The 24,901-nt window shown below is 46.0% G+C and carries 16 protein-coding genes and 1 riboswitch; of the genes, 5 read left to right on the forward strand and 11 right to left on the reverse strand.

The window, feature by feature from the left end:
- Positions 1–187: 187 nt before the first annotated feature.
- Positions 188–376 carry a hypothetical protein gene (locus NSQ20_RS27045; RefSeq protein WP_017692261.1) on the forward strand — a complete coding sequence of 63 codons (189 nt, stop codon included), beginning with the start codon at positions 188–190 and terminating at the stop codon, positions 374–376.
- A gap of 113 nt (positions 377–489) precedes the next feature.
- On the opposite strand, the gene NSQ20_RS27050 is transcribed toward NSQ20_RS27045, so the two are convergent.
- The 6 genes from NSQ20_RS27050 to NSQ20_RS27075 all read right to left on the reverse strand — a co-directional run bounded on the left by NSQ20_RS27050 (position 490) and on the right by NSQ20_RS27075 (position 9,223).
- Positions 490–2,115 (reverse strand): ATP-binding cassette domain-containing protein, encoded by a 1,626-nt coding sequence (locus NSQ20_RS27050; protein ID WP_036606972.1) that lies wholly within the window; start codon positions 2,113–2,115, stop codon positions 490–492.
- 215 nt (positions 2,116–2,330) lie between these two features.
- Complete coding sequence (locus tag NSQ20_RS27055) at positions 2,331–3,377, reverse strand: MBL fold metallo-hydrolase (protein ID WP_076319639.1); 1,047 nt, start codon at positions 3,375–3,377, stop codon at positions 2,331–2,333.
- Positions 3,378–3,448: 71 nt separating this feature from the next.
- On the reverse strand, positions 3,449–3,604 hold the full coding sequence (locus NSQ20_RS27060; protein WP_165790098.1) for a hypothetical protein: 156 nt from the start codon (positions 3,602–3,604) through the stop codon (positions 3,449–3,451).
- An 8-nt stretch (positions 3,605–3,612) separates the two neighbouring features.
- Positions 3,613–4,647, reverse strand: a complete 1,035-nt coding sequence (locus NSQ20_RS27065) for a cytochrome d ubiquinol oxidase subunit II (protein ID WP_036606967.1) — start codon at positions 4,645–4,647, stop codon at positions 3,613–3,615.
- The gene (locus NSQ20_RS27070; RefSeq protein WP_076319640.1) at positions 4,644–5,990 is read right to left on the reverse strand and encodes a cytochrome ubiquinol oxidase subunit I; all 1,347 of its coding nucleotides are present in this window, start codon (positions 5,988–5,990) and stop codon (positions 4,644–4,646) included. The genes NSQ20_RS27065 and NSQ20_RS27070 overlap by 4 nt, the downstream gene beginning before the upstream one ends.
- A 386-nt stretch (positions 5,991–6,376) precedes the next feature.
- Positions 6,377–9,223 carry an ATP-binding protein gene (locus NSQ20_RS27075; RefSeq protein ID WP_340018524.1) on the reverse strand — a complete coding sequence of 949 codons (2,847 nt, stop codon included), beginning with the start codon at positions 9,221–9,223 and terminating at the stop codon, positions 6,377–6,379.
- 344 nt (positions 9,224–9,567) lie between these two features.
- Here NSQ20_RS27075 and NSQ20_RS27080 point away from each other — a divergent pair, with 344 nt between their 5' ends.
- Entirely contained in the window at positions 9,568–10,266 is a 699-nt protein-coding gene (locus tag NSQ20_RS27080; protein ID WP_017692253.1) for a response regulator transcription factor, read from the forward strand.
- Between the two features lie 50 nt (positions 10,267–10,316).
- On the opposite strand, the gene NSQ20_RS27085 is transcribed toward NSQ20_RS27080, so the two are convergent.
- The gene (locus NSQ20_RS27085) at positions 10,317–10,736 is read right to left on the reverse strand and encodes a hypothetical protein (protein WP_340018525.1); all 420 of its coding nucleotides are present in this window, start codon (positions 10,734–10,736) and stop codon (positions 10,317–10,319) included.
- 241 nt (positions 10,737–10,977) lie between these two features.
- Here NSQ20_RS27085 and NSQ20_RS27090 point away from each other — a divergent pair, with 241 nt between their 5' ends.
- From NSQ20_RS27090 to NSQ20_RS27100, 3 genes are all read left to right on the forward strand, one after another.
- Positions 10,978–12,120, forward strand: coding sequence for a virulence factor (locus NSQ20_RS27090; RefSeq protein WP_127546582.1), 1,143 nt, complete (start codon positions 10,978–10,980; stop codon positions 12,118–12,120).
- Positions 12,121–12,267: 147 nt separating this feature from the next.
- A riboswitch (Lysine riboswitch) is annotated at positions 12,268–12,483 on the forward strand.
- Positions 12,484–12,602: 119 nt separating this feature from the next.
- Complete coding sequence (locus NSQ20_RS27095; RefSeq protein ID WP_340031218.1) at positions 12,603–14,084, forward strand: amino acid permease; 1,482 nt, start codon at positions 12,603–12,605, stop codon at positions 14,082–14,084.
- Positions 14,085–14,512: 428 nt separating this feature from the next.
- Positions 14,513–15,154, forward strand: a complete 642-nt coding sequence (locus tag NSQ20_RS27100) for a class D sortase (RefSeq protein WP_340018527.1) — start codon at positions 14,513–14,515, stop codon at positions 15,152–15,154.
- 125 nt (positions 15,155–15,279) lie between these two features.
- Here the strand turns inward: NSQ20_RS27100 and NSQ20_RS27105 are convergent, their stop codons facing one another.
- The 4 genes from NSQ20_RS27105 to NSQ20_RS27120 form a co-directional block, all read right to left on the reverse strand.
- Positions 15,280–19,791: a collagen binding domain-containing protein gene (locus NSQ20_RS27105; protein ID WP_340031219.1), complete on the reverse strand. Its 4,512-nt coding sequence runs from the start codon at positions 19,789–19,791 to the stop codon at positions 15,280–15,282.
- Between the two features lie 175 nt (positions 19,792–19,966).
- Positions 19,967–21,094: a transglutaminase domain-containing protein gene (locus tag NSQ20_RS27110; protein WP_036606951.1), complete on the reverse strand. Its 1,128-nt coding sequence runs from the start codon at positions 21,092–21,094 to the stop codon at positions 19,967–19,969.
- A 200-nt stretch (positions 21,095–21,294) separates the two neighbouring features.
- Positions 21,295–23,688, reverse strand: coding sequence for an S-layer homology domain-containing protein (locus NSQ20_RS27115; RefSeq protein ID WP_076328897.1), 2,394 nt, complete (start codon positions 23,686–23,688; stop codon positions 21,295–21,297).
- A gap of 227 nt (positions 23,689–23,915) precedes the next feature.
- A complete protein-coding gene (locus tag NSQ20_RS27120) occupies positions 23,916–24,842 on the reverse strand; it encodes an alpha/beta fold hydrolase (protein WP_245838369.1) in 927 nt (308 codons plus the stop codon).
- Positions 24,843–24,901: the final 59 nt, after the last annotated feature.

The following is a 24,901-nucleotide window of genomic DNA, read 5'->3' on the forward strand; positions in this document are numbered from 1 at the left end:
AGGCAAGCCGAAACAAAGTTGCCAGACGGCAGGGCTGTAGTTATTGAGAAAAAATGTTGGCCTGGGTAAAACCAAAGGTTTTGAGCATTTTATCAGGTTGCCCTTGTAGGGCTTTTGTAAAACGTATAAAATAGGTACATCCCGTCCAATCTGGACGGCTCACTGTAAGACCGGGAGGGAAATAACGATGAGCGAAAATAACGAACCGAAAAAGGTCAGTTTGCAGGATGCTATACGCCAAAAACTGGCGCAAAAGAAAGAACAAGCAAATTCTGGTAACCAATCCAGCGCCTACTTTGAAGGCGGACCTAAAGCGATGAAGAGTCAAAACAACAAAAAGCCTAACAACCAACGTCGCCGTACTGGTGGATCTTAGGTCTTAAAGCCGCCGAGAAACCATTGAATTACAAAAAGAACCGCAAGCCCTCTTCACAGAGGCTTGCGGTTCTTTGGTGTTCCTATAATCATGTGCCGCAGATGATGCTTAGATTAAGCTTCTACCGGATACATTTTATTGCGCAGTTCTTTGATTTCATCACTTTCCAGATATTCGTCATAGCTCATTTGGCGATCAATGATGCCTGTTGGCGTAATTTCGATAATCCGGTTAGCAATCGTTTGGATGAACTGATGGTCATGGGATGTAAACAGCATTGTGCCGTCAAAGTCAATCATACCGTTATTCAGTGCTGTGATGGATTCAAGATCTAAGTGGTTCGTTGGCTCATCCAGAATCAGTGCGTTTGCACCTGTCTGCATCATTTTCGCCAGCATACAACGAACCTTCTCCCCCCCGGAGAGTACGCTAGCCTTCTTCTGGGACTCCTCACCGGAGAACAGCATACGGCCCAAGAATCCACGCAGATACGTTTCATCCTGATCTTTCGAATACTGACGGAGCCAATCCACGAGAGTCATGTCTACACCGTCAAAATATTGGGAGTTGTCTTTCGGGAAATAAGCCTGAGTCGTCGTTATACCCCAAGTATATTCGCCGCTATCTGCTTCGGTTTCACCCATGAGAATATCAAATAACAGTGATTTGGCATTTCCGTTCGGGCCAACAAATGCAATTTTGTCACCTTTGTTCACCACAAAGCTCACATCATTCAACATTTTCACACCATCGATGGATTTGTCAATACGATCTACCGTCAGCAATTGTTTACCTGCTTCACGTTCAGGCTTGAAGTTGATAAACGGGTATTTACGGTTGGATGGACGAAGGTCATCCAATGTGATTTTGTCGAGTGTTTTCTTCCGGGAAGTCGCCTGTTTGGACTTCGAAGCGTTCGCAGAGAAACGTTGAATAAAGGCTTGTAGCTCTTTAATCTTCTCTTCTTTTTTCTTGTTGGCATCCCGCTGCAGAGCAAGTGCCAATTGGCTGGACTCATACCAGAAGTCATAGTTACCTACGTACATCTGGATTTTACCGAAGTCAATATCTGCGATATGCGTACATACCTTGTTCAGGAAGTGACGGTCATGGGATACCACAATAACGGTACCTTCATAATCCATCAGGAAGTTCTCCAGCCATTGAATGGATTCGAGATCCAAGTGGTTGGTAGGCTCATCGAGCAACAGGTTGTTTGGACGGCCAAACAACGCTTGTGCCAGCAATACACGGACTTTTTCGTTTCCGCTCAGCTCTATCATTTTTTTGTCATGCATGTCACGAACAATGCCAAGACCGATCAGGAGCGCCGCTGCATCTGGTTCAGCATCCCAGCCGTTTTGCTCAGCGAATTCCCCTTCAAGCTCACCTGCACGCAAACCGTCTTCTTCTGTGAAGTCTGCCTTCGCATACAAAGCATCCTTCTCTTTCATGATGGAATACAGACGACTATGACCCATAATTACCGTTTCGAGAACCGGATACTCATCATATTCAAAGTGGTTTTGCTTCAAAACGGCCATACGTTCGCCCGGGGTGATGTGCACCTCTCCCGAGTTGGCTTCAATCTCACCAGACAAAATTTTCAAGAATGTTGATTTGCCGGCTCCGTTGGCGCCGATCAGGCCGTAACAGTTCCCTGGCGTGAATTTGATATTTACATCTTCAAAAAGTGCACGTTTTCCGTAGCGGAGCGTGATGCCGCTTGTACTGATCATTAAGCATACCATCCTTTATTGGTTAATCTGCATACTGCATGAATAGCAAGTTGCGTAAATCATGGATTCAATATCCCGATGCCTATTCTGGCACCATATTATAACACAAAAAAGCGGCAAATTCGAAAATTGGCCGCTTTTTACTTATTAAAGATTTGGTAAATACACTGTTCATGCAGGCATATCCCTACATTAACATATTTGGCTCACTTTTGTTAGCCCCGTTTACCTTCCTCGTGGTGAATGCGGAGTGTCTCGCCATGACCAAGCACCCGAATCCGCTCTTTACCAATGCCTAGCCGTTCACGTTCGGCTTCCAGCCGATCCAGCGCTTCCTTGGGCGTATCATCCGCCAGCTTGAATGTGCCGTAATGCATTGGCACCATGAGCTGTGAGCCGGATTCAACGAACCCCTGCAGCGCTTCTTCGGGTGTCACATGCTGAGAAGTCATGAACCATTCCGGATCGTAGGCACCGATGGGCATCAGGGTAACACCAATGTCAAAGCGTTCTCCAATTGTTTTAAAACCCTGGAAGTAACCTGTATCACCCACAAAATACAACACAGGCGGACCGCCTGATGTTTTGGATGTATCGTTCTTCCCTGATTCCGTGGATGATTCATCCTGATTGCTCGTTGTTGCAGCACTTTCCGCTGCTGAAGTCGTTGCCGAATGATGCGATTCCAATACATAACCGCCCCAATGGGACGTATTGGTGTCAAACAACGTTCGGCGCGTCCAGTGCTGTGCAGGAACAAAAGTTATTTTGACTCCGCCAAGTGTCATATGATCCCACCATTTCATCTCCTGGCATCGATGGAATCCTTTGCGAATCATCTTGCGCTTGAGACCATCGGGTACGATCAGCAACGTCTTGGCTGTAATCAGCTTACGCAAGGAAGCCAGATGCAGATGATCATAGTGGGAATGGGATATCAGAATCACATCCAACGGTGGAATATCCTGAATCGGAATGCCGGGGGCACCGAGCCTTCGTTGAAATCCCATTTTTTCGGCCCACACCGGGTCAGTCACGATGTTCAATCCATAATATTGAATGAAAAACGTGGAGTGTCCAATCCAGGTAATACTTGTGTCATCCCGGTTGGCATGCAGATAATCCAGTTCAGGCGGGTGTTTGGGCACGGTGTAGGAGTAGTCCTTCACTTTGCTCCGCCGTTGCTCCCTCCATTGTTTGAATTCCTTCAGCGTTTTGTCCGTACTTACATTATCGATATTGTTATAACGGATTTTCGGCATGAAAGGGCCCTCCTCCCTTCCTCATTTCTTAACAACAGATTACCCCAAACGGGAATGGACGTACCAACCAATCAATCCTTTGGGTTCTTATATACGGCCAGATATATAAACAGAAAGACAATAGCAGCCGCAATGATCAGTGGAGGGGCGTACATAATGGTGAATGTCTCAAAAAAGCTCAATCCGGTTATACCGGGTATCCCCGTGACTCCCTCAGTAGTGACCATGAACAGACTCATCCTTTCTTTTTACCAGAATTACCGCGCACATAATTGGCATCAAACAGGAACAGCTTCATAATCAGCACAAGCGAAGGAATGAGCACGAGTAACCCCAGACTAAACGCTGTAATGAGCGCAATCCCCATCGTGCGATTCGTAAAGCCGTCGTAAATATTGATGTAAGGATACAATATGTACGGAAGGTGAGATCGCCCGTAACCATACCAGGCAAAGGCAAACTGAAGCATGACAGCAACAAAACACCAACCCAGATATTTACTTCTCCACACCAGCGACACAGCAATGACAAAACAAATAAACGAAGCGATGAACATCCACGAAATATTTACCATCTGCTCAAAGTGTTCGGGATTCTGTTTGTTAATCTGCAGAAAAGCCAGAAAGCTTGCAAAAATGGTAGGCAAACTCCAGAGCAGCGCGTACTCTCGAAGTACCTCATATGCCGGCTCATCCCCCGCCCGTTTTGCATAATAGGAAAGAAACATCGCCGAGATGTACAGCACACTAACCAGTGCAAGCAAAACAACCGACCAGGTATAGGGATTCGTTAAAAATTCACGCCAGCGAAAAAACACCTGATCGCCCACCTCTTCAATGATCCCGCCTTCGGATATCGCCAAAATGGTGGAAAATACCGCCGGAATCAGCAATCCCGTCGCCCCGTACAATGCCATATAGATCCGGCTGTTCTGCCCATGATTGCCATAGGTATTGTAGGCGTAATACACGCCCCGGATCGCAAGCAGTACAATGGCCAAGGAACCTGGAACCAGCAAAGCCGTCCCGTAATAAAAGGCGCTGTCCGGATAAAACCCGACCAGTCCGACCACAAAAAAGATCAAAAATACATTCGTCACTTCCCACACAGGAGACAGGTAGCGCTGAATGATGTTATGAATTTTGTTCTCATGCCCGGTCAAAATGCTATAAAAGCTGAAGAACCCGGCGCCAAAATCAATCGACGCAACGATCAAGTAACCGAACAAAAACGTCCACAATATTGCGATGCCTGCAATTTCGAAACTCAATGCACGATCCCTCCTTCAAGCCCCAGAGACTCTAGTTCCTTCTCTGCTTCCTTGTTGCGGAACAGCTTGCTGAGTACCCGAATGCACGAGAAACACAGGATCAGATACAGCAAGATGAACAACACTAACATCCATCCTACCGAAGTTGACGTCGTGGCCGCTTCCGCCACCTTCATATATCCGCGTAAGATCCAAGGCTGCCTGCCCACTTCAGCGAACATCCACCCCAACTCGATCGCAATCATGGCCAGAGGCCCCAGCAAGACGATGCCAAGCAACAGCCATTTGGGGTATGGCTTACGCCCTGGCAACCAGCGCCGCAATACATATAACACAGGAATCATCAGGATGATTACTCCCGTTGTGACCTTCAGGTCGAACATATAATGAATGGACAGTGGTGGCCTCAGATCCGCCGGAAATTCTTCGAGACCTTTCACTTCCGTATCGGGACGATTCCCCGCCAAAATGCTAAGTGCATAGGGAATCTCAATCGCGTATTTCACTTCATTGTTCTCATCCAAAATACCCCCATAGACGAGCGGTGCCTTCTTCATTGTCTTGAAATGCCATTCTGCGGCAGCCAGCTTCTCCGGCTGATATTTCGCCAGAAATTTACCGGAGGAGTCTCCGATCATGACGGTGCTGATGGCAAATACGAGCGCAGATACCGTCGTGAGTTTCAGTGCTTTTTTGTAATACACATGATCCCGTCCCCGGAGCAAACTAAAGGCGGCTATCCCCGCCAGGATACCTGCACTCAGGGTGTAGGATGAGGCGAGTACATGGGACACCTTGGTTGGCGTCGCCGGATTCAACATCGCAGCAATTGGATGGATATCCTTCATGATGCCATTAATCAGGGTGAATCCCTGAGGCTGGTTCATGAAGGAGTTCACCGTTGTAATGAAAATCGCAGATGCAGATGAGCCGAGAGCTACCGGAATCAACAGCAGCATATGCGTATATTTCTTTTTGAAACGATCCCACGTATAGAGGTAAATCCCAAGAAAGATCGCCTCTATAAAAAAGGCAAACGTCTCCATGAATAGCGGCAGGGCGATTGCCTGACCTGCTACCCGCATAAACATCGGCCACAGCAGACTGAGCTGTAATCCGATCGAGGTGCCTGTAACAACGCCAACGGCAACGGTGATGACAAAACCTCGCGCCCACCGGCGTGCCAGCAAGGTGTAATGCATATCATTGGTTCGGAGTCCTCGCCACTCGGCCAAGGCAATCATAAGTGGAACACCTACACCGATAGAGGCAAAAATAATGTGTACAAACAGGGTAAGGCCGGTTAGTATCCGGCTGAGCAAAACAGGGTCCAGGGATGACATGGTTACACTCCTCTTTCACATAATCGTTATGTACGACAGCAGTTCCTCTGCTTGAACATGTATCTCAATAACTCATGATTCGGATGATGCTCTTCACAACGGCATACAGCACAACCACAGCTGCAACCAGACAGACGATAATGAGTGTTTTCTCTTGTTTACGGAACATATACCTGCCGTCCTCCTTTTGCATGGGATGCAAATTATGGCTCTATAGACAGTTTGCAAAAGAAGTTGTTTTTTTATCCGGGGAAATTGAAAAACAAAAAAAAGCCTTTCCCCTTATCACGCTCACGCGCTGAAGGGCAAAGGCTCTATCCGTAGGTCTCGTACATAAACATTATTCATAAAAAAAGTGGAATACATTTCTTCATTCTTCATTAAATTCAGACCAATACGTCCTGCTTGGGCAGTCGAACCTTGAAGGTACTTCCTTTGTGCGGTGCAGATATAAAAGTCAGCGTACCCTTGTGATCCTCTACAATTTTACGGGAAATGTACAAGCCAATTCCTGTTCCACCAATCTGCCGATGATCCGAATTATCGACCCGATAGAATTTATTAAACAGCATGTCCTTCTCTTGCTCCGCAATACCTATTCCGTAATCACGCACATCAAGACATAACCATTCCTCTTCTTCCCATAACGTAATATCAATACGATCGGCTCCCGGAGAATACTTGACTGCATTGCCCACCAGATTATGTAGAACCTGAACCATCCTGTTCTGGTCAGCATAAGCAAAAAAGTCTCCATTAAACGTATGCACGTAGATACGTTGGGCAGACTTCATATTCCACTGTTCGGCAACCCCTTCTACCAACTCAACCAGCGGTACATACGTCATGTGGTAAGTCATACCTTCGTTGTCGAGACGTTGAATATCCAGTACATCATCGAGCAAACTGCTCAGCCGCTTGCCCTCCGAAGAGATGGTCTGCATGAATTCCCGCTGCTGAGCTGCCGGAAGGTCATACATCATCATGAGTTCCACATACCCCATTATGGTGGCTACAGGCGTTCGAAGCTCATGAGATACCACACTGATCAACTCATTTTTCATTCGATCCAGCCGTTCTTCTCCTGTCCGGTCACGGAACACCAGCAGAAACCCATGGTTTTTACCCGGGACATCCATCTGCTTCATGTACAAGGAAAATACACTTTTATCCACATTATTGAATATAAATTCGGTCTCGATAAACGCCGTTTCTCCATTCAGGAATGCTCTCGTCTGTTCCATCAGATTGAAGTTGTCCGTTAATACCATCGTATCAATCGCCTGCGCCAAATCCTCAATGGATCTTCCCATAAAATCACCCAAACCAAACATCTCTTCTATCCTTCGGTTGACGATGGTTATGGTCCCTGATCGATCAGACATCACGAGCCCTTCTCGTACGGATTCAATAAATTGCTCACTGATATCTCGCTGTTCCTGGATCGCAATCTTCTCATTGAACAACTCCGAGTTCAGCTTCTCCAGCGCAAGGGCATGACGTACACGATCTTCTTCTGCTCTGGTCCGCTCCGTAATATCCTTAATAAACAGGTTATATAATGTCTCATTTTTGCCCAACTGGATCTCAACAATTTTGTACTCAATCGGAAATACGGAACCATCCCGCCGGATACCTGAAATTTCTTCAACGATGGTGTATCTTTTACCTTCGACATATTCAAATCGCTCCAGCAAATTCTTGATCTCCTTGCAGCTGGCCCCTTGAAAAAGAGATGGTGCTTCCTTGTGCACGAGCACTTCTTCCCGACGCAATCCAAACATTCTTTCAGCCTCTGGATTAAACTCAACGATCAGCCCATTGGAGTCCACAGCGATAATCGCATCAATAGAGGATTCAATAATGGCACGTTTGACCTCTTCACTATTCTTGAGTTCCTTGGTACGCTCAATAACCCTGTCCTCCAGCGTTAACTTGTCGTGACGAATCTGTTCGAATTGTTCCAGCAGCACATCGGCCATTTTGCGCAAATTACCAATCAGGATCTGTACTTCGGTTACATGGCTGGTTGGCCACTCCATCTTCCCATTTCGAAACAGCAGTCTCGGAAGAGAGCCTGTCATTCGGGTCAGTCTTAACAACGGGCTAACAACCTTACTGCTGAGAGGAGCCGCTACGATCATGGAAGCCACGATGATGATGAACAGGGATTGCAGCGTGGTCAGATAAATGGATTCGATTCGGGGGTAATACTCGGACGAGTCAGTCACAATGAATACCCGATAAGGTGTTAACCTTGTCATTTCTGCTTCATAGATAAAAGAGGCTTGTTTCCAATGATTCAATACATCGCTGTAATGGATATTTGCGGAACTTAACAGAATGAGGTTATCCTTCGACTTCAGAAGACGGAATCTGTCCATGTCCAGATACTCGCCCACCTGTAGTGTATTCAAACCAGAAGCAACGACTGTATCATTGCGATTCAGCAGAATCACATTCACACCCAGTAGATGATGATAACGCGCCATATTCTGATCCATATTCTCAGAGGTAACGTACTCTTCATCAAGATCCTGAACAACCGCGGTTGCTGCATATTTCATATCACGTAATATGGCATCATTCATTTGACCCAATTGTCTGCGGCTATCTGCGGATAACAGTACGAGAGAAACAAATACCACAAAGGCGACTACGTATTTAAACGCAATTCTTGTTAGTGGAATGGTTCCCATGCGTTTTGACTTGTGTTCACCCGTGGTGATCCAAAAATCAACTACAATTCCCGCAATCAGCGCATTCACCATACCAATCACAGCAATATACATATACTCATACTTCAAATCGTCTATATTTAGACCCAACATAAAATGCCCGCCATAGATAACAGGAAGTAACATCACTACCCAAAAGACAGCATTAGCCTTGATTAAGCTGCCATTCTTCCAGCGGATCTGCCAACCGAGCATCCAAATTAATTCCATGAAGTGGGCAAGCATGACAGTTAAATTGTGCGGCACAATGCCGACAAAGACGGTATTCAGGAGATGGATAACTGTAAGGGTGACAAATCCATAGATGGCCCCATGCAAACGAAGAGCAATGAGTGCTGCCGCGCTACCAATCATAAACTGTACACCATAGAATAAAGTAAACGGAAAAATAGTGCTTAGTGAGCCCAGAATGATCAGAATGCTGGTCCCAATCCAGGGTATTCTCAGCTTCAACACGACCCAATCCAGCATTTGTCTTGCCTTTATACGATCCATAAGCAATTGCCCTCATGGATCATTTTTTCTTCTGTTTTCAACAACAACGTTGGTTCCCCCTATAAACTTAAGCGGATACAATATTACTTTTTTCCCCTTAACTCGTTCTGATCCATTATACTGTAATTAATACTTGGTGTAGCTTTGGGAAATTCTGATTGATCGGCAACCAAACTGCATTCATGCTAGAATATTGAAGTTCATTCAAAAAGCGTATTCTTTCTCTACATATACATCCTATATTTTGGGATAGAAACATTAAAAAATTTGCGGCATTTATTCGCAATTCACCTTGTTTTTTTAGCATTTTCTTAACATATTATTTTCACCAGGAGTGTGACCCTATGACTATCAAAGTACTTCTTATAGAAGATGAGAAAAATCTGGCCGACATGATTGCTTTCTTTCTTGAGGAGGAAGGATACATCACTGAACGGGTTCATCATGCCCGCGAGGCACTTCAACTGTTTCCACAATTCCAGCCGGATATTGTTGTAACGGATCTCATGCTTCCTGAAATGGATGGAAATGATCTCGTAGAAGCCTTTCGCCAGCACTCCACTGTGCCCATTCTGATGATCTCGGCAAGTACCATGCTAAATGATCGACTGCGCGCATTGCATAATGGTGCGGATGACTTTCTGTGCAAACCATTTAGTTTGAAAGAGTTGGATGCCCGGATTAAAGCACTGCTGCGAAGATCAATCATTTCCTATCAGGATAAACCGGTAAAAGAAGACAAGCAGGCAGAGGTTACTGGACATGTGAATGTGAATGAGTACAGAAGAACCCTGTTTGTGGATGGCGTTGAAATCGAGGTCACTCATATTGAGTTTGAGATTATGAAGGAATTGTACCGCAATCCGGGTAAAGTGTTCACCCGCAATGAACTGATGGATCGGATCAAAGGCTCCGAACGCGCCTATCTGGATCGTACCATTGATGTTCATATCTCAAGTCTACGTAAAAAAATTGAGCCTGACCCCAAGAACCCACGTTATATTAAAACGGTTTGGGGAACAGGCTATAAATATGTGATCTAATACGATCGTAACGATTAAAAAGTTAAACATTCTTTGGCCATATCTCTCTTTTATCTCATGGATAAGATGGGTGGTATGGCTATTTTTGAGTTATGGATAGACGAAGAATGAAACCAATTTTCCATATCCTTGATTAGTTGATTCGGGTCTTGCTCGTTCCAGAGAATCATCTTCATCTCACCCGTACCTGTAATTTCTTGCAGGTGACGCTTACGAATAAGGGATTGGAAATCCGTAATGACTAGTAACGGAAGTTGTGGCATAAAAGCCCGAATGGCATTTGCTGCTGACACCGCTTCTTCGGCAATCTGATAATCAACAATACAATAACGGGCATTTTCCCAACTTCCCCGATGTGTTTCTATCGCAGAACCAGATGTTGAGTCCTCAATCCAGTTCGTGAACAATTGAATAATATTCTCATATGCAATACGACGTTTTCCATCCGAGAGCACGGTAATGGGTTCCATAGGTATACCTCCAGTTGATTCTTATCTTTATTGTGCCAATTTTCGTTTAAAAATGTTTGTGCGTGAACATGAAAGAAGTGTTAACAAATTTCGCACTTCTTCACATTAAGTGTTAGACACGTCCACTTCACTTCTGGATGATTTCGCAGATTCCACACATTGATGTAAAATAGAGAAATACCCGTGTGGTTTAATTTACGGGAAGTTAAAGATGAATCTGGTACTATAGGAGGTTACATTGATGAATATTGTTTCCATTGAACCAACACCGAGTCCAAATACGATGATGTTACATCTCGATGAACGTCTGGAGGACGGAATTCGCAAAACATATACACTGGACAACGAACGATCTGCTCCGGCGTTCATTCGCCAGATGCTTCATATTCCCGGTGTAAAGAGTGTGTTCCACACAACAGACTTTGTGGCACTTGATCGTAAAGGGAATGCCGACTGGTCCGTTATCTTGGGCGAAGTCCAAAATCGCCTTGGACAGCACGGCATTGATCTGGACTGGATTGAATCCGAAGATGGTTCAGGCGAGCACTTCGGAGAAGCACAGGTATTTGTACAATTCTTCCGAGGTGTACCGATGCAAATTAGGGTCAAGGCCGGGGTCAAGGAAGAACGAATTTCGTTGTCAGACCGCTTTGTCAAAGCCGTAACAGAAGTCGCCAGTGCAACAATGATCAAAGAACGCAAACTGAGTGATTACGGTGTTCGATATGGTGAATTGCCTGATATTGCACGTGAAGTCGAGCAGGAATTGGAAGCCGCTTACCCGCCGGAACGGCTAGAGCAAGTCATTAAACAGGCCATTGAACATGGTACCAAATCCGAAGAGTTCGTCGAGCGCCGCCGTGAATTGGATGGAGCCGAACTTGAAGAGGCTCTGCGAAACGAAGACTGGAATGTTCGCTATGCGGCATTTGACAGCATGGAGCCTACGGCAGAAAGACTGCCTCTCGTAGCCCATGCCTTGCATGACAACAAAATGCAGATACGTCGCTTGGCTGTCGTATACCTGGGTGACATTCGTACACCGGAAGCGATGGAACTGCTGTATGAAGCACTTCAGGACAGTTCTCCTGCGGTACGCCGGACTGCCGGGGATACCTTGTCGGATATCGGTGATCCTGCCGCCACTCCAGCCATGACAGCTACGTTATCCGATAAAAGTAAACTTGTACGCTGGCGTGCAGCACGTTTTCTCTATGAGGTCGGAACTGAAGAAGCAGAGCAAGCGTTGCGCGTTGCAGCCGATGATCCTGAATTTGAAGTCAGCCTGCAGGCCAAGATGGCTCTGGAGCGGATCGAATCGGGCGAACAGGCTGCTGGAACGGTATGGCAGCAGATGGCTGGCCGTAATAAAAAAGAGGAATAGTCGTCTCTCAGACCTCACATCCAACAATTGTTATTGCACTGGAAAACCATGCGCGTTATACTGATTGTCTGTTTACTAAACAGGACACACGGTGTTAAGTTGTGTTGTTCATAATTTCATAGACAATAGATACACCTCATCCATTGATGGTGAGGTAGAGGTCGCGGGTGCGATCAGTACGCTGATGGAGGCGCTAAGGAGCCGCTTATGAGATCAGCCGAAAGGTGTACCCGCCGAAGCTCGCTGGACGTTCCTTATACGGTCCAGTGAGCTGGGGCTGCTGTCGAAAGGCGCAGAACTGTCACGGAAGTACATTTCCTTTATATAAAGGTATGAATTCTTCTGTGTTGAGCTATCTTAATCATCTGGGACATGGTGCGGACATTGAAATATTAAAGACCGCAGGCTGATGCCTGTGGTCTTTTTGTTTTTATGAATTCAAGTATCGCAAACATCAGTATATCGAATGAAGGAGTGTTCCCATGCAAGACCGCAATAACCCAACAACAACTGGACCTTCCCTGAAAAAAGGATTACGCGCACGCCATATGACGATGATCGCCCTCGGTGGCTCAATTGGTACCGGGCTGTTTCTCGCAAGTGGTACCGCCATCTCAACCGCAGGCCCTGGTGGAGCATTAATTGCCTATGTGGCCGTTGGCATCATGGTTTATTTCCTAATGACCAGCCTTGGTGAGCTTGCTACCTTTATGCCGGACTCCGGTTCATTTAATACGTATGCCGCACGTTTTGTCGATCCTGCTCTCGGGTTCGCCATGGGCTGGAACTTTTGGTACAACTGGGCGGTAACCATTGCAGCAGAGCTTGCTGCCGCTACTGTACTCATTAAATACTGGTTCCCCGACAGTTCATCCATGTTATGGAGCTTATTGTTCCTCGTGCTGATCTTTTCCTTGAACGTGTTGTCCGTTAAAGGTTATGGAGAGTCCGAGTACTGGTTCGCCATTATCAAAGTCGCTACTGTTATCATCTTCCTGGCCGTTGGTGTGCTCATGATCTTTGGTATTATGGGCGGAGAAGCCGTTGGTTTCAGCAACTTCACCATCGGTGATGCGCCCATCCATGGCGGATTCTTCGCTGTGCTTGGTGTGTTCATGGCTGCTGGATTCTCATTTCAAGGTACCGAGCTTATCGGAGTAGCTGCCGGTGAAAGTGAAAACCCGCGCGAGAATGTCCCTCGTGCAATTCGTCAGGTATTTTGGCGCATTCTGATTTTTTACATTTTGGCGATTACCGTGATCAGTTTGATCATCCCGTATACTCATCCGAATCTGCTCAAAGGTGACCTGGAAAATATCGGTGTCAGCCCGTTCACACTGGTGTTTGAGAAAGCTGGCCTCGCCATTGCGGCTTCCGTCATGAATGCCGTTATTCTGACTTCTGTACTCTCTGCCGGTAACTCAGGCATGTACGCTTCGAGCCGTGTTCTCTATGCCCTTGCCCGTGACGGTAAAGCCCCTCGTTTCTTGGGCAAGTTGAACAAAAAGGGTATTCCAATGAATGCACTTTTGCTTACAACAGCCGTTGGTATGTTGGCATTCCTTGCCTCGCTGTTCGGTGATGGGATTGTGTACACGTGGTTGCTGAATGCATCCGGTATGTGTGGTTTTATCACTTGGCTGGGTATCGCTATCAGTCATTATCGCTTCCGTCGTGCATACGTTGCACAAGGCAGGGATCTGAGCGATCTGCCTTACCGTGCACGCTGGTTCCCGTTTGGTCCGATCTTTGCCTTTGTCCTGTGTATCATCGTGATCATCGGACAGAACTATCAGGCATTCACGGGTGATCAGATCGACTGGAGTGGAGCCATCGTTGCCTACTTGAGCGTACCCCTGTTCCTGGTGTTGTGGCTCGGTTACAAATGGATCAAAAAGACCAAAGTGGTGCCGCTGCAGGAATGTGATTTCACACCTACCGATTCACCAACTGGTAAGCACTAACGAAGCAATATTTACACTTGCCACTTCGATGACAGAATAACCTTCCGATCGCTGTTATCCCCAGATTTTTTGATTCACTTTTACAAAGGTGAAAATCTGGTGATAAAGGCGCAGCGTATGCTTACGAAGTAGCTTTCTTGCAGAAAGCTTTTAGCTTCGCTTCTTCACGTTATTTCTGTCCTCTACGTTCTCATGTAAATGGTTAGTTTAACTTATACAGCTGATACGATTTAACTTCATATAAAAAAAACCTCCCCGTGGCGTTGCAGTCTTCCTACTGTAGCGAAACGGGGAGGTTTTGTTTGGATCGGCTTCCCCCTTCGAACATTTCTGTACGTCCTTTCGTCCCTGTCCATATTTTGTATAGGTCGGTAAGTAAAATAGAGAAAGGTATACTATTTTTCTTGGACAACGGGAGTTGATGTATAATGAAAAAATTCTCTATTCTGCTCGTTCTACTGGGCATCCTGATCATCAGCTTTCCTTTCCTGCGGGAAACGTATTATGACTGGCAGCAAACCCGTGTCATGAACGATCTGGAGCAATTGCAAAACGGCTTGTCTAAGCTTAATCACTCCTTCGAACAAGGCATGCAGGACGCAGCTTCCGCCGAGCCGACTACTGACAATACAGCTACAGTGCAAGAGCTCTCTTCGGATACGTTAGGGATACTATCAATTGACAAGATTGATGTCCGCTTACCGATTCTGGAGGGTGCAACGGAGGCTAACATGAAGGTAGCTGCAACCCATCTTGTTGAAACCACTAGTATCGGGAACAAAGGTAATGCTGCCATAGCCGCTCATCGCGCCCACAAAAAAGGACGACTATTCAATCGTCTGGGAGAACTCCAGATTGGTGATTCAATGGAAGTCACCCTGGCAGATCGAACGATTATCCAATACAAGGTAGATCAGATATCCGTTGTGGAGCCAACTGACTTATCTGTGCTGGAGGATCCCGGGCTTGGACAGGTCCTTACCTTGATTACCTGTGATCCACTCGTCAATCCAACACATCGCCTAATTGTAAGAGCTATTGCAGTGAAACCAAATGTTACGGGGACCTGATCCTCCCTAAATATCACCAAAAAATACCCTCTAGCATATTCACACGTCGACGCTAAGTCTTCGTAGTGATTGCTAAAGGGTATTTCTATCTCACACGATGAATTTTAGATACTGCGTGTTTCGATCTAGCGATGAAGCTGTTGTCTGCGGCGGAAGTACATGAATCCCGCGCTACCTAGCGCCATCAGCATCATGCCCACAGCAGTGTAAGCCATTGTGCTCTCTTCACCTGTTTGTGGCAGCATTCCCTGAGATCCAGAATTTCCGTTTGGCTGTGATGCAGAATTTCCATTGCCCTGTGATCCATCTGTATCCGTTCCAGCAGGAGGTGCAAGTGCACCATCCCCATCAGGTGCATCTGTATCCCCAACTGGAGGTGCAGTATCGTCACCGTTGGAATCGCCTGGTGTCGGTGTCACTACCCCGGAATCTTCATCTGTCGGACTTTCGCTTCCTCCCCCAGACTCTGTAGGTTCAGTTACAACCGTGCCTGGAACCGACGGATTTGGTTTTCCTGGTTCCGGAGTTACTGGTTTCTCTGGATCTGGTGTTACACCCGTAGTAGGTGTTCCCGGATTATAAGGTCCACTAGACCCACCACCCGATACCGGGATAGCTTGATTCGTTTTTTCCACAACTACAGCTTCGGTTTGTATGTTCGTAATTTCAAATGGTACGGGTGTTGTTTCCAACATGTATCCGTTAGGCGCTTTTATTTCAACCAACTGATATTTATTGATATCCAAGCCTTCAAGTACAATTTCACCTTGTTGATTGGTTGTCAGTGAAGCTTCATCTAGACCTGTTACCTTGTGGAATTCCCAATTCCCATTTGCATCCATCAATGCAGTTTGAGCTCGTAATTCAAATACAGCTCCTTGAAGGTGCTGAGTTCGGCCCGCATTGGTTTTAATCAATTTAACAGAACGATCATTTTTTTTATTTTCAATGGTTATTTGAGTTTCCGGTTTGATAATAGATACAAGGGTCTCCGGCTGTTCAATAACAAAGCCTTCTGCCTTGGTCTCTAACAATGTATATGAACCATAGTCCAAACCATCGAATTCAATGACCCCATTTAGGTCGGTTACTTTTGTATCGATGACAATGTTGGAACGATCACGCAATTCGAATTCAATTCCGCTTAATACGGACTTATCCTTGGCATTTACTTTGGTAACGACAAGTTTACCACCTGCACCCATTGCATTAGACTTCGTCAATGTAATACTCTCCGTCTGATTCTCTACAATCGTAAACGGAATTGGTGTAGCATCCAATTGATAAAACTCAGGTGCCGCGACTTCTACCAGCTCATAATCCCCTGGCGACAGTCCACCTTTGGCGATCTTCCCATCTTCCCCTGTCGTTAACTCATCGATTTTCTCTCGCGTTGCGCCGTCCTTGGAGTACAATTCGAAAGTTGCACCCTTAAGTGTCTTGGAGGAGTCCATCGCATCTACCTTGGTTAATTCAAACCCTTGACGAATCTTTTTATTTTCAATTTCAAAAGCGATATCCGCATCCTTGAATTCAATCGTTTTACCTGAGGCAGAGCCATATTCAGGATCAACCAAATATCCTGCCGGTGCAGATAATTCTTTTAACTTATAAGGTATACCGTTGGTTAGATTGTTTAATCGATAGTTTCTGGAGCTTTCAACCACACCATTCTCGTCCGTTGGGTTCAATGTTTCCAGAAGCGTAGTTCCAGACGCATTATAGATTGCAAATATTGCACCCTCCAGCGGAACTCCTGCATCACTGACTTTGTGAATTTTGATTTTGCCCAGACCTGTAGAGGCTCCTCCACCTGCTCCAGCCAAGGAAACTTTGATTCCCGACTGATTACCTTCCCCGATTACCGAGGAAGATTGGCCTGCAAATTCAACCTTATTCTCAATTCGGGCGCCATGATCGGCATTAATATAAGACTGATATTCCAAAATGAATGCAGTATGGATATCTTTCTTGAAGGTGAAGGTAAATGTATTGCCCTCCACGTCCAATTCATAATCAGCCGGATCAACAAGTCCAGCTTTGGTGGATACATTGCCTGAATTGTTGGCAGGTAAATTGGTTGCATATAATTTCAATGAATCAGCCAATAAAATCTGGTTCTCTGACAAGGTATCTGTTAATTGGTTACCCGCAGGAATGAAAGATTGACTTGGATTGATATTTACCGTCCATGATGCTTTATCCGTTGTACCTTCTTGCTTCCCTGTTTTGCGCACGTATACACCACCGTTGGCAGGTGTAACACTGGCTGATCTATTAAATCGTATTGCACCACCCTCACCATCCGTCAGAACAGCCTGGTTGGCATATGCGCCTGCGACAGAATATGGTCCATCCAGACTTGTTTGGTACTGAATGCGATAAGCCATTTTGCCCATGTTACCCAGATCCAACGCAAAACCCTTACCGTCCGGGTTCAACTGGAATTGACCAGGTGTGAGCAGAACCTCGCTACCTACAGCAGTAACATTATTGGCTCCCTGCAACTCTAACTCATGAACTTTCAATGAGCCGTCTACGAAAGATTGGTTTCCAGTGTAAGCATCCTTAAGGATTGCATCCTGAATATCAAACAAATTGTAGTTTACATCGATTGTCCAGGTGATCTTTTTATCTTTGGCGCTATATTCACCCTTTTTGTTACCATTTTGAATCGTGTAGTCTTGCGGTTTGACCGCAGCAGTTTTGGTAATCGCAGTCTGTTTTACATCAGACTCTTCCCAATCGATCTTGGCTGAGTTGCGATATTCATCATTCGTTGGCATACCCGCTGTGGGATCAAAGCTTGTCTTATAAGTAATAACATGCTCCGTACTGAGCGTTACGCCGTCCTTCAAGCGAAGTGAGAATCCTTTTTCATACGTTGGATCAGCCGGGTCTGGAGTCAGTTCAAAGTCCTCTTTGTTAACACCACTTACTTGAAGACTACCCGGAATCAGTTTCATATGTCTGCCTTCGTAATTGTCGGTGATGACGATATCCGTCATGTCCTGCAAATCACGGTTCAAAACAATCTGCCATTCGATTTCTTTTGTGTTGAAGTTTTCACTTTTTACACTCTTTGCAAAAATGACTTCCTGAACGTCTCTTCGGCCTGTTTTGGAAGTACCATCATACATGTTCACTGTGTTCGTAATGGTGTCGTTTGTATAAACACGATGAATAGATTGAGTATCATATTCGATCTCATAGGCCTTTGTAATATCGTTCTTAAAATGTAATTTGAATCCATCATCGAACCCTGTACCCATCGCTTCGAGTGTGTATTCATTCGGATTGATCAGTGTTCTATTCGAAGCCGCCCCACTTGCATTAATGTCCACTTGATACACTTTGACGGAATTGTTGATCAGTTGCTGTTTTGCCGTATCAAAGCGGTCTTCAATCCATGCATTCGTTTGCATAATTTCTTGCTGATTGTAGTTATATTGCACTTTCCATGTGACCGTCTGTGTCACCGGATCATACGCACTATCTTGCCCTGATTTGTTCAAAGGCTCATTAAAACTCACACGAACTCGGCCAATATCTGTTTCGTTGTGCTCACTCTGATCCGTTGTAAGCGCAACCTGGTTTTGATACTCCACGTTGGTGAACGGAGCAGTGGTTGGTGCTTTAACACTTGTTGTATAGGTTACACGATAGGCCTTATCTGTGTCTCCCAATTGAATTGGAAACTGTGGTTCCGTTTGAACTACTGGGCCTTCTTTTACAGATCCATTCAATTGCACTTCCAATTCGCGAATTTCGATATTGCCCTTGAGCTCCAGCTCTGCTGGGAACGTGTCTGCAAGAACAGCATTTTTCATTGCCTTCTCGCCTTGGTTAAAATCTACGGTCCATTTAATTTCATCCGAGTTGAAGTTATTTTTGTTTGCGCTTCCCGATTTCTTCAACTTATCTACGGCTGTGTTGGCAAAATGCACATCAATGATGCCCTGCCCCACGGAACTAAAGTCTATCTGTTGTTTCAAGCCATCTTCCATCTTGCTCTCATCGAACTTGATCCACACGTAGAAGTTACCTTCCAGCTTCGCATGCTCGATCAGTTCATTAAAGGTAAAGATGATTGTGCCATCTGGATTCACCACATACTCCCCAACACCGCCATCCAGATTACCCTTAAGCTGCGATCCGATGATGAATTTATCGGGCAAGTTAAAGGTGAACGTAGAGCCATCGCTGTAGTTGTGGTTGTCATCTGCAAGTCCCCATGTAAAGACTACAGCCACCTCATCCTGAATGCGTGGTCGAATATCTTTGATCATATCTCCTCTGACTTCAATCGTGCCATTCCCGTTGTCTTCTGGTGCCTGATTGTACATCTGCACACTGGTAATCAATTGATCTGTAATTACCGGACCTGCAGCTGCCATTGCTAAACTGCTCTGGTTGAGGTTTCCCTCCCCCTCTTCTTCCGGAGTGGCAGCAACGTCAACGTTGTTGACCTCTTCCGAATCTGCCAAACCTTCTTCTGATGCTGTATCGCTGATTGCACTGGCTGGCAAATTAGTTAATTCATCCTGAGCATGCATTGTTGGTATAAATATCCAACCCTGCATCATTTGCGTGACCAGTAACAGAGCAATGATCACTATGCTCACTTTTTTCCTCATTGTTTGCATATCCTCCTCGTACGTAGTGTTGGCATACGCCGAAGATTAGAATAGCAAAGCGACATATACAAAAAATAGACAACACCAAAATCCTCGTTTTTGAACACAAAATTGAACGCAAAATTGAACGCAAAAAAGGATACTCCTCAATCGGAGCATCCTGTTCAAACGGTTGTTACAGTGTCCAGTTAATTTTGACGCGCAGATCCGTAGTACCTTCCATTTTGGATACATAATAAGATATCGATTTCATGCCAAGCTGGTACAAATCCTGCAAATCTTCAATCAGTCCAGCCTCCGTACCCTTGTACCTGAACGTGAGCGAGGTTCCGCCTTCCTTCAGCTTACTCTGAACTTTGGTCTTCAGCGCAGCATGGCCTTTAACGGCATCCTGTTCGTCATACAGTGAATAGTCCAGAGCATGGTACAGCTTCTGATATGCGGCTTTTTTGCTATCTCCGGCCTTCACCAGCTTTAATAAAGCTTCTCGATATGGGGCTGGCGCAGCGGGGTACTTGCTTTTGCCTGTCCAGATATGGTCACGTGCCATCTCATCATCACTCAGCAAATAATAGCTGTGGCTAACCTTACCTTTGCGGTCAGGGGTAGGATCATCCCAAGTGGTGTCCATGTGATACCACTTGCCGTCCAGGTTCACGATATTCCAGGCATGAAGCTGCCCCCCTGCTGTACCTTCCACAATCCGGTTATCGATACCTACTCGCTCCAGCATCCGATAAGCCAGCAATGAATATCCCTGACAGACGGTACTGCCTGTAACAAGCCCGTCGTAGGCCGTATATTTCTTCAACGAAGTATCGTAGGAAAGGTTAAGTACAATCCAATCATGGATGACCTTGACCTTCTCATGATCCGTCATGCCTGGTTTGATGATTTCTTTCAACACGTTTGTGACTTTACGATTCACATAATCGGTCTGCTCCTTGGTCTCCCGATAGGAGAGAGTCACATGCACCTCAGCCGACACATTGGAGCCTTTATAATTAAATGCATAACTTTTAACGGTATATTGGATATAGGGGTCACTCTTCATTGCCTCATCGATGGAGGTTTGTAATTGTTTTTTGAGGCCTTTCACATTGCCTTTGTATGTAAAAACAAGTTCCTCCGTTCGCTGTGACATTGCGGTAAGCAAGGTCTGGCGCAAATCTGTTGCCGTGGATATATCTGATGTTCCTGATGCAGCATACAGTTGATCCAGATCAACCGTACGTGGTAACGCTACAGCAATCAGACAGCCTGCCAGCAGTATGGTGATAATTCGTTTCCCGTTCTTACCCATGAAAGGAACCCACCCTTCTTTGCAAAGTTCTCACGCCCTATTGTATCACAAAAGGCTCTGTCGTCATTGTAGTTTTGTCAAAGCAAATCAAAAGAGACCTTCTATGGAAGGTCCCTTTGATATCTTTAGTTCATTGAATCACGATTACCTGTTATCTTCATCCTATGATTCGTTTGGTCACGATATGAGTGGTTCATCATCTAATACAGACGATTACCACTCATAAACGTATCTGTTTTACCTTGAAGCTTCGCCAACCGTTCCAATACCTGTGACGCTTCAGCTACCGTCACTTTGCGTGCAGGCATGAATCGTCCTTCAATCGAAGGAAGCAATCCCAGCTTCAGACTCAGGGAGACCGCTCCCTTACTTGTAACGGCACTGGCATCCGCAATGTTGGGAAGATCGGATGGCAACGTATAGAATCCGGCCAGCTTCTCATAGCGTAAAATACGTACAAGCAGCACTGCCAATTCTTCACGTGTCATCTCTTCCTGCGGATTCAAATTCTGTTCAGGGTCCGCTCCGGCAAGCCAGCGCTGATCGATTAATGCCCGAACTGCCTTATAATACGGGCTGTCAGGTTTCACATCAGCGTATAACTTGTCATCTCCGTCCCCACTGTAGTACAGATCCATATTTGGATTAATCGCTCTTGCCAGATAGTTAAACCAATCTCCTCGGGTGATCACACGATCCGGGAATACGCGTCCCTGCTCATCAGCAAGCAATACGCCATGCTGTGTCATATTGCGTAAAGCTGCTTCGGCCACATGACCCAAGATATCCGTAGGTTCGGCTTTGGTTGCAGAGCTTGTGTCCCCGTATAAAAGCTTCCACTCTCCTGTGTTCGCATCCAGCGCTTCATAGTTGCCATAGATCGAATTCTCATCACGTGTGGGCATATAAGCAAGGTTCACCCCCGCTGGGATGACTTGACCACCGTTCATACCATATCCGCCATAACGGGAATATGCGAGGATCAGCTTGAACTCCTCCAGATAGAGTGCCTTGGCCTCTTCATAACTGATGGCTGGCTTAACATCTGCTGGCAGTTGTTCAGGCGTTGCCGCAATACGTGTATAGAACTCGTTAATCGTCCCGTTGTTTAACACCTGTACTTGTGCCGTATCTTCCTTAACCGGAATTCCGTTCAGATAACGCTGGAACAAAAATGTGCGAGCATCATCCACCTCAATCACGTTAGCCAGTCGGAACTGCTCCGTTGCGTCTGGAACTAGCGCAATCACCGTGTCCATCGCCAGTTTCTCAGCCTGCTTCCGGGTTACCAATTTGCCTGCCTTCTCCTCAGCCGGCTTCTCCTGTTCCATCTCCGGACCCATTCGTTGCATCATCGTATAACTGTAGATCTGCCCGGTAACTGCATCTACCTGTGCTGAGATATCCCGCATGAACATATAGGACATATTGGCACTTCGATCGCTCCAGCTCAGACTCCACACCTGATTGTTCGGACTTGAGTAATATCCCTTGCCCAACTGGTTATGCTCCAGCTTATAACCCTTGGGAATATCAAAGTTTGTTGCGACCCGATTGGCGGCCTGCTGAACATTTAACCTCGTACCATTGGCCGGGACAAAAGGCGTTACATCACCTTTCAACTTCTTATCCTGCTGCAAAGAATCTTCATCTACAGCTTTACCTGTTAATGTATTAATCCGTTCCAACGTATTGGCTTCAATCGGAATGATACTGATATTTTTGGGTGTATATGCAAGGTAATACTGCTGACCCTGTTTGGAAGATAGACGATCTTTGGCGATATAAGCCAGCTCCACATCGAACTGTTCTTCAAACTGCTGTCTGGCCTTCTCTTCTGAAGTTGCCGGTTTCGATGAGGGATACTTGGCTTCAATAGTACCTCGGGAGTAACCTGTCACCAAACCACTTTCATCCACATTAATGTAGACTGTCTCTGCGTCAGTTAACAATCCATCATGTTTTAACTGGTACCCGTATCGGTACTCTGTTCTGCCAAACAATGACTCTTGTTCGATGGAAGAATACAGATCTCCAAGCGGAGCATATTCACTTTCCTTAAGACCTGGAATCGCTTGGTACAACAGTGCCACGGCCTTTTCTTCAGCTTGAGCTTTGGTTAACTTCACATCTGATTCCGAGACATGTTTATCCAGGATATCCGACGGCAAATGTACACTTAACACTTCCCCTGTGCCTGCATGTACAGTTCCACTGAATCCCGAAGTATGATTGCCTTGTGTAATCTGGAACCCGATCTCCCACGCCTTGTATTCTGGCGGTGGATAGGAATTAGGTGAATCGAATCGTGCAGATGAGATCGTTGCTTTTTTTAATAATGGAAATAATTTCAGTATATTTTCACTGGCTTGCCTGGATGAGATTTTCGCTCCCTCAGGCACGTCATTGCTCGTTGCGTCTAGTTGTTCATTTTCCCCCGTTGTCGCTGCGGTCGACTGCTCTGCTTGCGCGGCTGATGCACTGCCTGCAAAACCTGGTGTTTGCGAAGCAAGCAGCAGTGTTGCCATCGCTGCGGTTGTTGCTTTGGTTGCGAACATTTTCAAACGTAGATTAAACTTCCAATTCAAACTCAAATCTGGACCTCTCCCTTCAATTTCATACAAAGAAGCATAACAAATAACCTCGCATGAATATTGCCAGTCTATTCTATGATACCATAAGCTTCCTTTTTAATCGTCGTTTTCGGGGCAATTTTACAAATGTGAATTTCTGCATATTGCTAATAACAGCAAAAAAAACGCCAATTACGTTGGCGTTTCCTCTGTTAGCCTGCACTCTTATGTAGGCTGAATCTACATTGTCAACTACTCGCTTTAGACGAATCGTTCAACTTCGCCTGACCTTGGACATGGGTTTTCAAAAATGGAATAACGGTGTCCCAGAAGGCGGGATCTTCCTCGGAACAACTGTGTCCTCCGCTGTTGACCCATAGATGTTCAACAGGCGGATCGGCTTTGGACATAAAATATTCAAGCTCACTCGGGGGAATGAAATTATCTCCCTTGGAGTGCACCATAAGCATCGGCAGTTGCATCCCCCTGCGCCGTTCATTCAGCATGATCACCGGATCACGCTGACGATAAGATTTCAGAGATTCACCCAGTCGCCAGAACCAGATTCTCGGAATTAACTGGGCCAGTGGAAACAAGGGCAGACGCCGGCGTCTCAGCTCTGAACTGACGATTACCTCAAATTGCGATGGCATCGAGTCCGTAATCACTGCTGATACAGGAATTCCCTCCGTCACTGCAAGAATCGTACCCAGTCCACCCAAAGAATGTCCAAGTACTCCGATGGCATCCGCATCAATCTCTGGTCGTGCAGTCGTATACTGCAATGCCGCCAGCAGATCATCCCGGAACAGGTAGGCAGATGCAGCACGAACCGGATCACTGGCCCCATGACTACGCACATCATACATAAATAAGGCATATCCAGCTTCCCAGATCGGACGTGCGTAACGAAGAACACGGGAGCGATTGGAGCCCCAGCCATGTGCAATAATAACGAGCGGCCATGGGTTCGGAATGTCGGCTCTGGCCGGGATGAACCAGCCATGCACCCGACCTCCCCCACTGTCAAAGGTCACATCCTCAAATGGCATTGGGGGTATCAGTGTGATTGGAATCTTCTTGGGTGTCTGGCTCTTTACCGCTGCCTTCCATAAACCACCTGCCGTTACTGCGGCCACGGCGAGCATGCCGCCTATCATTGTTTTAGCTTTCACAGGGCATCTCTCCTCTCCGAATTCTGGCATACATCCATCATAAAACAATAGAATGAACG

This window comes from Paenibacillus sp. FSL K6-1122, from assembly GCF_037977015.1.
In the GTDB taxonomy this organism is placed as follows: Bacteria; Bacillota; Bacilli; order Paenibacillales; family Paenibacillaceae; genus Paenibacillus; species Paenibacillus amylolyticus.